Origin of the sequence: Micromonospora sp. CPCC 205546 (assembly GCF_036902715.1) — a bacterium.
GTDB lineage: Bacteria > Actinomycetota > Actinomycetes > Mycobacteriales > Micromonosporaceae > Micromonospora.
Genome location: NZ_JBAKHL010000036.1, coordinates 13,303 through 26,937, shown reverse-complemented (window position 1 = coordinate 26,937; position 13,635 = coordinate 13,303). Strand labels below are relative to the sequence as shown.

General features: G+C 68.9%; 19 protein-coding genes. 17 read left to right on the top strand and 2 right to left on the bottom strand.

The window, feature by feature from the left end:
- Window positions 1-432: 432 nt before the first annotated feature.
- Entirely contained in the window at window positions 433-2,343 is a 1,911-nt protein-coding gene (locus V6U77_RS17890) for an IS481 family transposase (RefSeq protein WP_334607479.1), read from the top strand.
- Between the two features lie 152 nt (window positions 2,344-2,495).
- Window positions 2,496-3,062 (top strand): HD domain-containing protein, encoded by a 567-nt coding sequence (locus V6U77_RS17885; protein WP_334607478.1) that lies wholly within the window; start codon window positions 2,496-2,498, stop codon window positions 3,060-3,062.
- Here V6U77_RS17885 and V6U77_RS17880 read toward each other — a convergent pair.
- On the bottom strand, window positions 3,050-3,520 hold the full coding sequence (locus V6U77_RS17880) for an NUDIX hydrolase (RefSeq protein WP_334607477.1): 471 nt from the start codon (window positions 3,518-3,520) through the stop codon (window positions 3,050-3,052). The genes V6U77_RS17885 and V6U77_RS17880 overlap by 13 nt on opposite strands.
- A gap of 4 nt (window positions 3,521-3,524) precedes the next feature.
- A complete protein-coding gene (locus V6U77_RS17875) occupies window positions 3,525-4,283 on the bottom strand; it encodes an XRE family transcriptional regulator (RefSeq protein WP_334607476.1) in 759 nt (252 codons plus the stop codon).
- Window positions 4,284-4,460: 177 nt separating this feature from the next.
- Between V6U77_RS17875 and V6U77_RS17870 the strand changes: the two genes are divergently transcribed.
- From V6U77_RS17870 to V6U77_RS17800, 15 genes are all read left to right on the top strand, one after another.
- Entirely contained in the window at window positions 4,461-4,781 is a 321-nt protein-coding gene (locus V6U77_RS17870; protein WP_089003163.1) for a hypothetical protein, read from the top strand.
- 227 nt (window positions 4,782-5,008) lie between these two features.
- Window positions 5,009-5,437 (top strand): DUF3307 domain-containing protein, encoded by a 429-nt coding sequence (locus V6U77_RS17865; protein WP_334607475.1) that lies wholly within the window; start codon window positions 5,009-5,011, stop codon window positions 5,435-5,437.
- 27 nt (window positions 5,438-5,464) lie between these two features.
- Window positions 5,465-5,647, top strand: coding sequence for a hypothetical protein (locus V6U77_RS17860; protein ID WP_334607474.1), 183 nt, complete (start codon window positions 5,465-5,467; stop codon window positions 5,645-5,647).
- 108 nt (window positions 5,648-5,755) lie between these two features.
- On the top strand, window positions 5,756-6,694 hold the full coding sequence (locus tag V6U77_RS17855) for a hypothetical protein (RefSeq protein ID WP_334607473.1): 939 nt from the start codon (window positions 5,756-5,758) through the stop codon (window positions 6,692-6,694).
- A gap of 83 nt (window positions 6,695-6,777) precedes the next feature.
- The gene (locus V6U77_RS17850) at window positions 6,778-7,638 is read left to right on the top strand and encodes an FtsK/SpoIIIE domain-containing protein (protein WP_334607472.1); all 861 of its coding nucleotides are present in this window, start codon (window positions 6,778-6,780) and stop codon (window positions 7,636-7,638) included.
- Window positions 7,635-7,844, top strand: coding sequence for a hypothetical protein (locus tag V6U77_RS17845; RefSeq protein ID WP_334607471.1), 210 nt, complete (start codon window positions 7,635-7,637; stop codon window positions 7,842-7,844). Before V6U77_RS17850 ends, V6U77_RS17845 begins: the two co-directional genes overlap by 4 nt.
- Before the next feature lie 86 nt (window positions 7,845-7,930).
- Window positions 7,931-8,365 (top strand): DUF6197 family protein, encoded by a 435-nt coding sequence (locus V6U77_RS17840; protein ID WP_334607470.1) that lies wholly within the window; start codon window positions 7,931-7,933, stop codon window positions 8,363-8,365.
- On the top strand, window positions 8,362-8,661 hold the full coding sequence (locus tag V6U77_RS17835) for a hypothetical protein (RefSeq protein ID WP_334607469.1): 300 nt from the start codon (window positions 8,362-8,364) through the stop codon (window positions 8,659-8,661). Before V6U77_RS17840 ends, V6U77_RS17835 begins: the two co-directional genes overlap by 4 nt.
- The gene (locus tag V6U77_RS17830) at window positions 8,658-9,035 is read left to right on the top strand and encodes an RRQRL motif-containing zinc-binding protein (protein ID WP_334607468.1); all 378 of its coding nucleotides are present in this window, start codon (window positions 8,658-8,660) and stop codon (window positions 9,033-9,035) included. Before V6U77_RS17835 ends, V6U77_RS17830 begins: the two co-directional genes overlap by 4 nt.
- Window positions 9,032-9,193: a hypothetical protein gene (locus V6U77_RS17825; RefSeq protein ID WP_334607467.1), complete on the top strand. Its 162-nt coding sequence runs from the start codon at window positions 9,032-9,034 to the stop codon at window positions 9,191-9,193. Before V6U77_RS17830 ends, V6U77_RS17825 begins: the two co-directional genes overlap by 4 nt.
- Complete coding sequence (locus tag V6U77_RS17820; protein WP_334607466.1) at window positions 9,190-9,966, top strand: hypothetical protein; 777 nt, start codon at window positions 9,190-9,192, stop codon at window positions 9,964-9,966. Before V6U77_RS17825 ends, V6U77_RS17820 begins: the two co-directional genes overlap by 4 nt.
- Complete coding sequence (locus tag V6U77_RS17815; RefSeq protein WP_334607465.1) at window positions 9,963-10,226, top strand: hypothetical protein; 264 nt, start codon at window positions 9,963-9,965, stop codon at window positions 10,224-10,226. Before V6U77_RS17820 ends, V6U77_RS17815 begins: the two co-directional genes overlap by 4 nt.
- On the top strand, window positions 10,226-12,001 hold the full coding sequence (locus V6U77_RS17810; RefSeq protein ID WP_334607464.1) for a replication initiator: 1,776 nt from the start codon (window positions 10,226-10,228) through the stop codon (window positions 11,999-12,001). The genes V6U77_RS17815 and V6U77_RS17810 overlap by 1 nt, the downstream gene beginning before the upstream one ends.
- A 23-nt stretch (window positions 12,002-12,024) precedes the next feature.
- A complete protein-coding gene (locus V6U77_RS17805) occupies window positions 12,025-12,213 on the top strand; it encodes a helix-turn-helix domain-containing protein (RefSeq protein WP_334607463.1) in 189 nt (62 codons plus the stop codon).
- 12 nt (window positions 12,214-12,225) lie between these two features.
- A complete protein-coding gene (locus tag V6U77_RS17800) occupies window positions 12,226-13,416 on the top strand; it encodes a tyrosine-type recombinase/integrase (protein WP_334607462.1) in 1,191 nt (396 codons plus the stop codon).
- Window positions 13,417-13,635: the final 219 nt, after the last annotated feature.

Below are 13,635 nucleotides of genomic sequence, written 5' to 3'. Positions count from 1 at the left end.
GGCCTACCGCAACCACCCACGGACCGTGACCCGCCGACGGAGCCCCGGCCATCCTGGAGCCGGAGCGCCCCCGCCGGAGGCGCAGTAACCGCCACCCCGCGACCGCCGGCAGCTCGCCGAGGCGGCCGGCGTGCCCTCCCCTACGCCGCGCGGGCTCATGGCCGCGCGGCCCGGCCGGCTGCCGGCCCACCACCACCCGGTCAACGCTGCTGTCGTCATGCGGCGGCCCCTCCGGGCTTCCCGCTCTCCGCGCCAGCCGCCGGGCGTGTTGCGGGGCCGGAGTCGGAGCGCCAGCGAAGCGACGGACGCGCGCCCAGGCGGCGGCGCGTGCGGCCCGTTCAGGGCCGCCTTGAAGACGTACAGAAAGTTTGAACCACTTCGCCGGCAGCCGGCATGTCCTCCGTCGGCTGATGTGCGACACGCGTCCGCCAGGTGATCTGCGACAGTGGTCGGTTTCGGCACTCTGAGCCCGACGTCTCCGCGGGGCGTCGGGACTCGGGGAGGCCGGGATTGGCGCTGGTTGTCTTGTCGGTTGTCGAGCAGCGGTTGGACGCGGTCCGTGCGGTGCTGGCCGGGTCGGATGTGGTGGAGGTGGCCGCCAACTGTGGGGTGCATCGGTCGACGGTGCATCGGTGGGTGGGCCGGTATCTGACTGAGCAGTTGGCGGGGTTGGCCGACCGGTCGCACCGGCCTCACTCGTGCCCTGGTCAGGTGGCGGAGGCGGTCGAGGTCGCGGTGGCGGAGATGCGTCGGGAGCATCCTCGATGGGGGTCGCGGCGGATCCGGTTGGAGATGCTGCGCAAGGCCGGGCCGTGGGTGGTCGAGGATCTGGTGGTGCCGTCGGAGCGGACGATCGACAGGATTTTGCAGCGGCAGGGGCTGCTGCGGGTCCGGCCCCGGAAACGGCCGAAGGACTCGTATAAGCGGTGGGAACGGCCTGCGCCGATGCAGTTGTGGCAGATGGACATCGTCGGCGGAGTGCAGCTGGTCAACCCGGCCACTGGTGTGCTGCGGGAGGCGAAGCTGGTCACCGCCGTTGACGACCACTCCCGGTACTGCGTGATCGCGAAGGTCGTCGAACGGGCCACCGGCCGGGCGGTGTGTCTGGCGCTGGCGGAGGCCCTGACCCGGTTCGGGGTCCCGGAGGAGATCATCACCGACAACGGCAAGCAGTTCACCGACCGGTTCGGCAAGTATCGTCCCCGCACCGGTGAGGTGCTGTTCGACAAGATCTGCCGCCACAACGGCATCACGCACCGGCTCACCGCGCCGGCTTCACCGAACCAGAACGGCAAGGTGGAACGGTTCCACGGCACCGTCCGCCCGGACTTCCTCGACACCGCCGAGGCGTTCACCAGCCTCCGGGAAGCCCAGGCCGCGGTGGACGCATATGTCCTGCACTACAACACCGACCGGCCCCACCAGGCCCTCGACCCGAGAACACCGGTCACCCCTGCTGACCGGTTCCAGCCGGTCGGAGCCCAGCAGCGGACGCTGGTCGACCTGTGGCTGCCGCCCACCCTGGACCCCGTCCCCTCCACCGAGGTCCAGCCGGTGGCAGCCGACGCACCACCGGTCCAGGCTCAGGAGACGGCGGTGGAGCCGGGTGGACCCGTGGAGTTCGACCGGGTCGTCCCGGCATCGGGCAATCTGATGGTCTGCCAACGCCAGTTCTGGATGGGCACCCACCGGGCCGGCATGGTGGCCCGGATCTGGGCCGACTGCGACCTGATCCACGTCCTCATCGCCGGCATCCGGATCAAGACCGTCCGGTCTCACCTGAGCGTCAACGACCTGGCCACCCTCGTTCGCCAGGGCGCCGTCCCGGCCGGCCCCGCACCGCTGCCGCCGATCGAGGACGGCGACGCCATCGAGGTCGAACGCTGCGTCAACCGAGGCGGCGGGGTCTCACTGGGCCAACACATCGTCCTGGCCGCAGAGATCCTCGCCGGCCGCCGCGTCGGCATCCGCATCGAGCCGACCACCCTTATGTTCTACGACCTGGACACCCGCGAACTGCTGCGCACCCGCGCCAACCCACTCCGCCCGGAACAGATGAAGCGCCTGCGTGGAGCCCGACCGGCAGGACCACCACCACGACCCTCCATCGAACCCGTTCGGGTGCAACGGAGGGCTTCCAACAGCGGGATCATCATGGTCGCCGGCCAGAAAGTAGCCCTCGGCCGGCTGCACCGCCACCAGACAGTCACCGTGACCGTGTCCGAAACAACCCTGGCCATCGAACTCACCGACGGCGACACCAAGGTCATCCGACGCACGACCACGCAGCCAGTCCGTAGCATCAAAGCCCAGCGACCGCGGATCGCTACCTCAGTTTCCTAGACCACCCGTCGCACATCACCTGGCAGAGCTGCGTCGCACATCAGCTGTCGGATCACACGCCGGCAGCCGGCAGCCGGCAGCCGGCCGGCCCTGCCTCGCCACCGTCCGGACACGGGATGGCGTGGGCTGAGTGCGCTCCGTACCCTGACGGCATGGCCGCCTTCGTCGATACCGCCCGGGAAGTTGCGCGACACCTGCTGGCGAAGCCGCTACCTCGTCGGTGGAGTCACGTCCAGGCGGTCGCCGCCAAAGCGGACAGGATCAGCGGGGCGGTTCCCGCCGAGGACCGCGATGTACTCGTAGCCTCCGCGTGGCTGCATGACGTGGGCTACAGCCCCGACTTGGTCGACACCGGCTTTCACTCCCTCGACGGTGGCCGTTGGCTTCGGCGCGAGCAGTTCAATGAGCGGATCGCCGCTCTGGTGGCCCACCACTCCTGCGCGTGGCTGGAAGCGGAAGAACGTGGGCTCGGCGGCGTCCTGGCCGCCGAGTTCCCTCGGGAAGAGACGCCGGTAACCGACGCGCTCTGCTTCTCCGACATGACGACCGGGCCGGACGGGCAAGACTTCGAGGTGCTGGAACGGCTCGCGGAGATCCGGTCGCGGTACGGGCCGGAGCACCTGGTGACCCGGTTCATCCGCCGGGCGGAACCAGAGATGGTCGCCGCCGTGCAGCGAACTCAGCGCCGACTCTCGGGCAGCGTCGTTCAGCCGATGTAGGGCTCGGGGCGTTCCTCGTAGCCATGGGTAATGCGGAGCAGGGTCGACGGGTGGATGTCGAGCGCGCCCAGCTCGTCACGGGCGACCCATCGGACGTTGCTTGACTCGTCACTCGGCGTCGGGGTGCCGCCGACGGGTACCGCTCGCAGGCAGAGCGAGAACTGCTGTCGTACCTCACCGTCGGAGTAGGCGACTACGTGGCGAGGGTCGGAGTAGACGCCGACCATCCCGGTCACCTCGACCCGTACGCCAGTTTCCTCCTGGGTCTCCCTCACCGCGGTTCCTGCGACCGACTCGCCGATCTCCTGGCCGCCTCCGGGCAGTGACCACAGGCCGTTGTCGGTGCGCTGGATGAGCAGCACCCGGCCGGCCTCGTCTCGGGCGAAGACGGAGACCGCCACCACGATGCTGTTGGCCTTCGGCGCGTTCGGGTCGTGGTAGTGCTCGGTTCTCGCCATGGCCCTAGGCTGCCACCTCGCTGCCCGGCTGGGGCTTCGAGGCCTTCCGGACCCGGTCGAAGCTGTCGGAGTAGGTGCCGAACAGGTCGCCGCCGTTGAGCCGCCGCAGGTGCATCACGGGTGCGTGAGGTGCGTGGCGCCCGAGTACGTGCATGTTGACCAACATCTCGTCATCGAACCGGTAGATCGAGTTGTACAACGTCGTGTCGTGGTAGAGCACCGTCACCCCGGGCGCGCCTTCGAGCCGGTTGTAGTACTGCTGGACTTGGCCGATCTTCGCGGCCATGAGGCCGGGCGCACCCTCCTCGACGCTTCTCCGCTCGATCGCCTCACTGGTCGGGTCACCGAGCAGAATCGTCACCTCGACGCCGTCAATACCCTTTTGACGCAGGACGTCGATAAGCCTCGGGTCCTGCTCGACGAGGAAAAGACCGGCGTAGGCCAGGATGTCAATCCGCTCCTCTGCTCGCTCGATCAGGCGACCCCAGAGGTCGTACGGTACGGAGGATCGCCGGGAGTAGATCTGGAGCAACTCGCTCTGTCCGATTCTCGACGCCCTCTCCGGCGTCACCGCCTTGGGCCAGAGGTAGGGGACGTCTTCGCGCACCACGGCCGCGATCGCGTGCCGGTGACGTGGATAGGGAGTCCGGTCTTGGGTGATCCACCGCTCTACCGTCTTTGGGTCGACACCGATTTTTTCGGCCACCGTGCCCGGGGTCAGCCCATTGCGCAGGATGGCATCGCGTAGCCGGTCGTTTGCCATTCGACCCTCCTCAAGGGACGACTAGGGACGAGTAGACAGTAACCTAGACGTCCCATAGTCGTCCAGCTCATGGGATGGGGTGTCCTCCGCTTTTCGAGAGCCTTATCCGCAGAGGCCACGAGCAAGAGTCCACCGGGGACAAGCTCAACAACTGGCCCGAGACACAGGAGGTTTCTCGTGAAGCTGTACGTGGACACCCAGAGCAAGCAGGTTCAGGTGACGAAGGACCCGGAGCCGAAGAACGACCAGAACGGCAATCAGCGGTCGGAGAAGAACACTGGCCGGCTCATGTGGTCGACCCAGGTCTTCGTTCTCGACGAGACTGGCGGCGAGATCATCACCATCACCACGGCGGGTGAGAAGCCGGGCGTGACGGTGGGACAGCTCGTCGCTGTCGAGCAGTTGGAGGCCATCCCGTGGGCGACCAACGGGCGTAACGGCGTCGCGTTCCGTGCGATCTCGCTGAAGCCGAAGGCTGGCACCTCGGCGGCAAAGTAGGTCCTTCGCTCACCCGTGCTGTGTGAGCCTCTGGTGTCGTACGTGAAGCGGCCTGATGGTCCGCTGATCTGATCCATCGGTCCGGGAGTGTTTCTGGCTCCTACTCTCCCGGCCCTGGCAACCGATGGTTGCCCTTTCGATATGGCGCGGGGTCGGTACTGGCTCCTACACCTGCCGGCCCCGCCTGCCCTTCCAACCCGTCTGCCCACACGCTGGGAGTGGTTGTCATGCTCGTTTCCGCTGTCGTGTTCGCCGTTGTCGCGGCGACGTTCTCCGCCGGCCATCAGGTGGCCGATCACGTGTTCGGCCAGTCCGACAAGCAAGCCGCCCACAAAGCCGCGCCGGGCTGGCACGGCTGGCGCCACCTCCTGGGCCACGTGCTGGCCTACCACCTCGTGGTGGCGGTCATGCTGGCCGTCGCCATCGCCGCGCTGGACCTGCCCGTCACCGCCCTCGGCCTGGCCGCCGGCATGGGTTTCTCGGCCGTGTCCCACGCGTTGCTCGACCGGCGTTGGCTGGTGCGTTGGCTGCTCATCCACACCGGCAGCCCCGACTTCGCCGACCGGCAGTCGCCGATCTGCGGCATGTACCTGGCGGATCAGTCCCTGCACTCGGCGTGCCTGTGGATCTCTGCCCTGCTCGTCGCCTGCCTCTGAACCCCTCATACCGAAGGAGGCCCTGACGTGGCCCGCAAGTTCATCTTCGCCACCGACCCGAACGGCCGATCGCATGAGGTGAAGGCCGACCCGAAGCACATCGACCGTCAGAAGCGCGACCTGGAACGCGCCGGCAACGAGGTCGTCGTCCTCGACGAGGACGAGCGCATCCGCATGGGCCTGATCGCCCAACAGCTGCGTAACCGCTGACCCCGGTCAGCTCAGGAAATCGAGCGTGGGGCCGGTACTGGCTCCTACACCTGCCGACCCCGTGCTCTCCAACCCATCCACCCCAACTCGCGATTGGGAGGACGTGTCGTGTCCAAGTCTAGCCCTCGCCGCTCGTTCGGACGGAAGTCCAACGGCACCATCACCGTCATCGAGGCCAAGGTCCACCGCTCCTCGGCCCGCAACGCCCGCTTGGCGTTCATCCTCACCGCCGTCATCACCGGCATCCTGACCGCCGCCGTGGCCACCTCCTACACGCACCCCATCGTGGCCCTGTTCGTCGCCGTCGCCGTCGGTGTTCCCCTCGGCGGGCTCGCCTGGGTGCTCGTGCGTATCTGGCCGGTGCTGCGGCTGCTGTGGTGGTGGCTTCCCGAGATCGTGTTGACGGTCATGGCACTCACCTTCTGGGTGCAGCTGGCCAACCACACCCCGGCGGTCGTGACCCTCGTGGTCGTCGCCCTGGTCGTCGGTGTCCCCGCCGCCGTTCCCACCATCCGCCGTGCCGTAGTCGCCTGGGCCTGGTGCCTGATCGTGCGGCACCGACTGCGCGTGTGCTTCGCGCAGTTCATCATCGCCAACCAGTCCGGCAGCCTGCCGCTGATCCTCTGGGCCAAGCCGACCCCCGTCGGTGAGCGGGTCTGGGTCTACCTACGCCCCGGCCTCTCCATGGCCGACCTGGAAGGGCGTCTCGACCGCATCGCGGTCACCTGCCACGCCTCTACCGCTCTCGTCGAGCGGGCCTCTGACCGCAACGCCGCGTACCTGCGGTTCGACATCAAACGCCGCGAGGTCCTCACCGCTGAGGTGGGTTCCCCGCTGGTCGACGTCATCGACCCGAGCATCCCGGCCAGTGACCGGCCGATGCCGGTCGTGCCGACCGCCTTGGACCTGCCCGACGTTGACGCACCCACCATCACCCTGCCCACGCAGGGCAAGCCGGCCGCGAAGACGCCGGCCGCCACCGCCAACGGCAGCAAGCCCGCGGCTTCCTCGTCGACCGACGCCGACGACGTCTCCGACTGGATCTGACCCACCAACAGAACGGACGCGGGGAGCCCTACGGGCTCGTTCGTGTGGTTCCTCGCGCCCACCAAGCCCAAGGAGGGCAGCTCATGACCACCATCGCTACCGCCCCGGCTGCCGGGGTTCCGGTGGGGCCTGGCCTGTCGATGTTCGACCCCATCTTCGTCGGCATCGACGAGTTCGGTCAGCCCGTCTACATCACCCTCGCCTACCGCAACCTCCTCGCTGGCGGCGAACCCGGCGGAGGCAAGTCCGGCCTGCTCAACACCATCGCCGCCCACGCGGCCCTGTCCGTCGACTCCCGGCTCGTGCTGTTGGACGGCAAGCTCGTCGAGCTGGGGCAGTGGGAAGACTGCGCCGACGCGTTCATCGGCCCCGACATCACCGAAGCCCTAGCAGTCCTGCGACGGCTGCAAACCGTGATGAACAACCGCTACGCCTGGCTGCGTGCGCATGGGCGCCGCAAGGTGACCGCCCTCGACAACCTATCGGTCATCACCGTCCTCGTCGACGAAATCGCCTTCTACTCCGCCACCGTCGGCAGCAAGCAGGAACAGGAGGAGTTCGTCGCGCTCCTGCGTGACCTCGTCGCCCGGGGCCGCGCCGCCGGCATCCCCGTCGTCGCCGCCACCCAGCGGCCGTCGTTCGACATCATCCCCACCAGCCTGCGGGACCTCTTCGGCTACCGCGCCGCGTTCCGCTGCACGACTCCGAACAGCTCGAACATCGTGCTCGGGCACGGCTGGGCCGAGCAGGGCTACTCCGCCACCGACATCCAGCCCACCAACCAGGGCGCGGCCTACCTCATCGCCGAAGGCGGCGTCCCCCGCCGCATCAAGGTCGCCTACCTCACCGACGCGCAGATCGCCGGCATCGCCGACTACGCCGCCTGGATCCGCCGACCCGGCCGACTCACCACCACCACGCCTGATCTGGCGGTGGCGGCATGACCACCCGTGAACGCGCCCACGCCAGAGCGAACAACCAGCGGGCCAACCAGTACACCGAAATGTGGATCGTCGGCAGTCCCGAGGACTTGGCCGTGATGATCCAGGCCGCCTCCCGAACCGGGCGGCTCGTCTTCGTCTCCGCACCCCACCAGATGGGTGGGGATGACACCCGTCACCGCCGCTACCTGCGGCTGCGCGCCCACTGATCGGCCGACAGGACCGGATCTGCCTCGCAAGCTCGCCGGTCCTGCCGACCACCCGCCAACAGCCCTACCGAAAGGACGTGGCTGCCATGAAGGCTACCCACCAACCGCCCACCGTCGAGGTCAGCCCGGCTGACCTGCTGCGGATGGCTGCCCTCTACCTGCGCCGGCACGGCTGGACCCAGGGCATCTACTACGCCACCACCGACGCTCTCACCTCGCCGGCCTGCGCCGTCGGGGCCATCGGCATGGCCTGCGCCGGAAAGCCGCTCATGCACCCGGTCCTCCTCTCGTCCGCCGACGAGGACATCTACCGGCAGAGCATCGCCGCGCTCGTCGACTACCTCGACGCCTTCGCACCCGTCTTCCACATCGACGAGGACGGCCACCTGCTCGATGAGCACACTTCCCCGTACTCGTGGAACGACGACCCGGCCCGCACCGCCGAGCAGGTCATCACCGCCCTTGAGAAGGCCGCTGACGAGTGGGACCGCCTCCACACCCAAGGAGGCGAGAACCGGTGAGCACTGTCAAGAAGTCCTTGACGCCTCTTCCTCGACAGCAGCGGCGTCGGGAGGTCGTCGAGAACGACGAGTTCGCCGCCTTCGCACGGCGCATCATCCGCGCCCACGGCCGCCGCGTCGCTACCGGTGACGTCGAAGCCCTCCGCGACCTGGTTGCCCTGTCCGCCGACCTCGATCAGGCCATCACTGACGCCGTCATCGGGCTGCGGGCCTTCGGCTACTCCTGGGCCGAAATCGGCTCCCGGCTAGGCATCTCCCGCCAGGCCGCCCAGCAGCGCTGGGGAGACCGGCCATGACCACCCTCACCGAGCCGACCGGGCTCGCCTCCCGCTTCTACGACCCGACCGGCAGCCGCTACGGGTTCCCCACCTACCCCTTCCAGTCCGCCCCCGCCGGGCTGGCTACTCGCCGGCAACTACGCGCCGCCGGCCTACGTCCGGGCGGTCATGACCCCGTCGCGCAGATCCTCTGGCGTCGCGGTAAGCGCCTCGCCTACCTCTACCGCCTCGACCTCGCCCAACCCAAGCGCGTCGCCACCCCCGCCCAGCGGGAGGCCATCGCCAAAGCGCTACGTGCCCGGCGGACCTGCCGAACCTGCGGGCTCGTGCAGCCCTACTACATCCCCCGCCGCTACGGCTGCTGCCTCAACTGCCACGGAGGCCCCCGATGAACACACCCAACCCCTGCCCCTGCGGCGACTACTACTGCGCCGACAACACCCCGCTCACCACCATCGACCGCCGCGACTGCTGCCAATACTGCGGCTTCTACAACTGCGACGTCTGCGGCTGGACCGCCCCCGCACCGACCGGGGGTGACCCGCGATGAAACCCACCGCCGGCACCCGCATCGAGGGCGTCGTCCTGGTCCTCATCCTCCTCACCGTCGCCGGCTTCGCCGGAGCCGCCTCCTTCACCCACGTCAAAGACTGGACCCTCGCCAACTCCCCTGCTGGCACCGGGCAGTGGTTCGGCTGGGCCAACGCCGTCATCTCCGAACTCGTCCCCATCGCCTGCCTACTCACCATCCGGCGACGCCGCCGCCTCGGCGCACCCATCGGCTACCCGCTGTTCCTGCTCATCGCCGCTGCCGGACTCTCCCTCGCCGCACAACTCGCGGTCGCCAAGCCAGGCATCTCCGGATGGCTCCTGTCCGCCGTTCCCGCTCTGGCGTTCATGGCCCTGGTCAAACTCGTCCTCGCCCCGACCCCCACCAGGTCGGAAGACACCACGCCGACCGTCGAGCAGGTCGAGCAGGTCGAGCCGATCCGCGTTCAGGTGGCCGAGCAGGTCACCACCGAACCGGCACCGCCGGCCATCACCCCCGCACCCGAACCGACCCCAACCCCGGTCGTTGAGCCGGCCCCGGTCGTTGAACCGGCCGTCACGGCGGCTGTTGAGCCGGAACCGGAACCCGTCACCGCCCCGGCCCCTGAGCCGGTCGACGTCCCTGCCCACCTGCTGCCCATGGCCCGCTTCGCGGCCGTGCAGCACGAACAGTCCACCGGGGCACCCATCACGCCGGACGAGCTGGCCGACCGGCTCGACGTCGCCCCGGCCGTCGCTGGGCAACTCCTCGCCCTCGCGCGGGGTGACCGATGACCATTCACCTCGTCGACATCGAACACATCCAGCACACCTGCCCCGCCAACCCTGACGGGCACCCGTACGACATCCGCCGCACCCTCGTCGACATCATCCCCGGCGGACCCTGCCGCACCCCGGTCACCATCCGCTGCGGCAACACCACCACCCAGATTCCCTGTCACCGGCACGAGCCAGCCACGCGCCAATGCGGCGCCTGCCGGGTCATCGTCACCGAACGCACCATCACCACCCGCACCCCCGAGGTGCCGGCCTGATGGCGTCGACGCTGGACCTCACACCCCGAGCCACCTCGGCCCGGGGTGTGGGCTCGAACGCCGACGTCCCGCCCGTCTACACCTACACCGCCGCCGGCTCCGCCTTCGCCCGCGCCACCCAACCCGACTACTACGGCTGGATCGAGCACGTCCGCGCCGCCGCCGGCTGCACCCGCCCCATCCGCCTCGCCGGCCAACTCCTCACCATCGACTCGTCCACCGGCCGGGTACTCGATCAGCGGCACACCGACGCCATGCCCGACGCCGCCATCTACACCGCCTGCGGCAACCGACGCGCCACCGTCTGCCCCTCCTGCGCCCACACCTACCAACGCGACGCCTACCAACTCCTACGCGCCGGCCTCGTCGGCGGCAAGGGCGTCCCCGACACCGTCGCCCAGCATCCGGCCGTGTTCGCCACCTTCACCGCACCGTCCTTCGGCACCGTGCACGTCCGCGCCGTCAAGCGGCACACCTGCGGCAACCGGAAGCGCTGCGACTGCCGACCGGAGCCCTGCCACGCCCGCCGCGACGCCGGACTCTGCCCCCACGGCCAACCGGCCGTGTGCTGGGCCCGCCACGAACCCGACGATGCCGTGCTCGGCCAGCCGCTCTGCCTGGACTGCTACGACCATGACCACCAGGTCGTGTGGAACCTCTACTCCGGCGAGCTGTGGCATCGCACCAAGCAAGCCGCGGAACGGTGGCTCGCCAAGCTCGCCCGCCGCCGTGGCATCCCTCGGGTCGAGGTCGTCACCGCCTCCGGCAACACCCGCACCGTTCCGCCCATGCGGCTGTCGCACGGCAAAGCCGCCGAGTTCCAAGCACGCGCAGCAGTGCACTTCCACGCCCTGGTGCGCCTCGACGGCGTCCACCCCACCGATCCCACCGCAGTCGTCCCCCCACCGGCCGTGTTCACCGTCGCCGACTTGGAAGACGCCCTCCGGCACGCCGCACAGGTCGCCTTCTCCACCCCCGGCCACCCCGACCGGCCCGACGGCTGGCCCATCGCCTGGGGCGAGCAACTCGACATCCGCCCCATCAACCTGACCGGCGATGGTGAGGTCACTGACAGCATGGTCGCCGGCTACCTTGCCAAGTACGCCACCAAAAGCACCGAGGTAACCGGGCACCGCTCCGTCAGGCTCACCGCCGACACCATCGGCGACTACGCCGACCCCGACGGCGACCACACCGCCCGCCTCATCGACGCCTGCTGGCGCATCGGCCGACCCACCGGCACCCCCGTCCCGCTCTCCCAGCGGACCCGCGACCCCCGCCACCGGCCCGGCTTCGTCGACCGCTGGGAGTGCCCCGACTGCGGCACCCACACCCGCTACGCCGCCTGCCCCACCTGCGTCGCCGACCGTCAAGCCAGCCTTGACACCAAATCGACGAAACCAGCCACGGCCAACCCGTACGCCCGACTGCGACGGTGGGCGCACATGCTCGGTTTCGGCGGCCACTTCCTCACCAAAGCCCGCCGCTACTCCGTCACCTTCCAACTCCTCCGTGACAACCGGGTCGCCTTCCGCCGCCACGAGCACCAGGACCACGAGCACCTCGGGCGGCAGCTCGTCGACGAGCACCACGAAGACACCACCCTCATCGTCGGCACCCTCACCTTCGCCGGCGTCGGCTGGCACACCACCGGAGACGCCCTCCTCGCCAACACCGCCGCCGCCATGGCCAGAGAACGACAAGCCACCGGCCGCGAAGAACTCGCCCACGAACTCAGCGCCACTCCGGCCGGCACCGCGCCGGCTGCTACCTGACCCCTCGACCCACAGGAGACGACATGGCCACTACCTCGTCGCTCAAGCTCTGGACCGTGGACGACGTCGCTGACTACCTAGGCGTCTCCGTCCAGACCCTCTACACCTGGCGCAAGCGCCGTATCGGTCCACCCGCCGGACGAGTCGGCCGACACCTGCGCTACGACCCGGACGCCGTCCGGGCCTGGTTCGAGCAGCAAGCCGCAGCCTGAAGGGGGAGAAGCGTGGCCCACGTCGAAGACCGCTGGTACAAGTCCGTCACCCGTCCTGACGGCAAGTCGGAGCGGGTCAAGACACCTCTTCACGGCAAGGGATTGCGCTACCGGGTTCGGTACATCGCGCCGGATGGCCGGGAACGGTCGAAGTCGTTCCCCGACAAGGAAAAGCGGGCCGCTGACGCCTTCCTCGTCTCGGTGGAGTCGGACAAGCTGCGGGGTACCTACATCGATCCGGCCGCCGGCAAGCTGACCTTCCGTCAGTACGCCGAACAGTGGTTGGCTGCTCAGACCTTCGACGAGTCCACCCGCGAGGCAACGGAACGGCGGCTACGCCGGCACATTTTTCCCCACCTCGGGAGCCGGGCTCTAGCCACGATCCTGCCGACTCACCTGCGAGAGCTGGACCGCTCGTTGCAGCAGCTCGGCCTAGCGGTCACCTACCGGGTCGTCGCCTACAGCAACGTCGCCACGATCCTCAACGCAGCGGTCGACGACGGTCGTATCCCTCGCAACCCCTGCCACGCGAGGACCGTCCGGCCGCCGAAGGTGCCGCCCCGCAAGGTGCTGCCCTGGTCCCGCGAACAGGTGCTCGCCATACGCGCCGGTTTGCCGTCGCGGTACCAGGTCGCCGTCGACTTGGGCGCGGGCTGCGGCCTTCGCCAGGGTGAGGTGCTGGCCCTGGCCGTGGAGGACATTGACTTCCTCAAAGGCACCCTGCACGTCGTGCGGCAGTTGAAGATCGTGGGTAGCCGGCTCGTCTACGCGCTACCCAAGGGCCGAAAGACGCGCGACATCCCGCTGCCCGGGTCGGTGGGCGCCGCCCTCACCTGTCACCTGGAGGACTTCCCCTCGGTTCCGGTGACGCTGCCGTGGGAGGTGCCCAGCGGTCCTCCGGTCACCGTCAGCCTGGTTGTCCATGGTCGGACGAACGTCGCCATGGACCGGCACACGTTCAACCGCGACTACTGGCACGCCGCCCTGGCGACCGCCGGCATCCAGCGATCCCGGGCGACGGGAATGCACGCCCTGCGGCACTTCTACGCCTCGGCCTTGCTCGATGCTGGGGAAAGCGTCAAGGCGCTGTCCGAGTACCTGGGACACGCCGACCCCGGATTCACCCTGCGCACCTACACCCATCTCATGCCGTCCAGCGAAGACCGGACTCGGCGCGCCATCGACAAGGTGTTCTCTCGATGAACCAAGGGGGCAACGAGGTGGTGGCTCGCCCGTGGGCTACCCGGGCGAGCCACCACGCCGACGCTAGACGGCCACGACCGCCTGAAGAACGGCCGCAGCAGACCCGAGGACGGCGGCTGCCGTCCCGACAATGAGGCAAATCTGCTGGAGACCTAGGCGGTCTCGTCGGCGCGCCCTTCTTACAACTTTCCGCTCACCGTACTTTCGAGGCATGATGGA

Coding starts and splice junctions, on each gene's coding strand:
- V6U77_RS17885 (WP_334607478.1), top strand. CDS start 2,496: ATGGCCGCCTTCGTCGATACCGCCCGGGAAGTTGCGCGACACCTGCTG.
- V6U77_RS17880 (WP_334607477.1), bottom strand. CDS start 3,520: ATGGCGAGAACCGAGCACTACCACGACCCGAACGCGCCGAAGGCCAAC.
- V6U77_RS17875 (WP_334607476.1), bottom strand. CDS start 4,283: ATGGCAAACGACCGGCTACGCGATGCCATCCTGCGCAATGGGCTGACC.
- V6U77_RS17865 (WP_334607475.1), top strand. CDS start 5,009: ATGCTCGTTTCCGCTGTCGTGTTCGCCGTTGTCGCGGCGACGTTCTCC.
- V6U77_RS17850 (WP_334607472.1), top strand. CDS start 6,778: ATGACCACCATCGCTACCGCCCCGGCTGCCGGGGTTCCGGTGGGGCCT.
- V6U77_RS17845 (WP_334607471.1), top strand. CDS start 7,635: ATGACCACCCGTGAACGCGCCCACGCCAGAGCGAACAACCAGCGGGCC.
- V6U77_RS17840 (WP_334607470.1), top strand. CDS start 7,931: ATGAAGGCTACCCACCAACCGCCCACCGTCGAGGTCAGCCCGGCTGAC.
- V6U77_RS17830 (WP_334607468.1), top strand. CDS start 8,658: ATGACCACCCTCACCGAGCCGACCGGGCTCGCCTCCCGCTTCTACGAC.
- V6U77_RS17825 (WP_334607467.1), top strand. CDS start 9,032: ATGAACACACCCAACCCCTGCCCCTGCGGCGACTACTACTGCGCCGAC.
- V6U77_RS17820 (WP_334607466.1), top strand. CDS start 9,190: ATGAAACCCACCGCCGGCACCCGCATCGAGGGCGTCGTCCTGGTCCTC.
- V6U77_RS17815 (WP_334607465.1), top strand. CDS start 9,963: ATGACCATTCACCTCGTCGACATCGAACACATCCAGCACACCTGCCCC.
- V6U77_RS17810 (WP_334607464.1), top strand. CDS start 10,226: ATGGCGTCGACGCTGGACCTCACACCCCGAGCCACCTCGGCCCGGGGT.
- V6U77_RS17805 (WP_334607463.1), top strand. CDS start 12,025: ATGGCCACTACCTCGTCGCTCAAGCTCTGGACCGTGGACGACGTCGCT.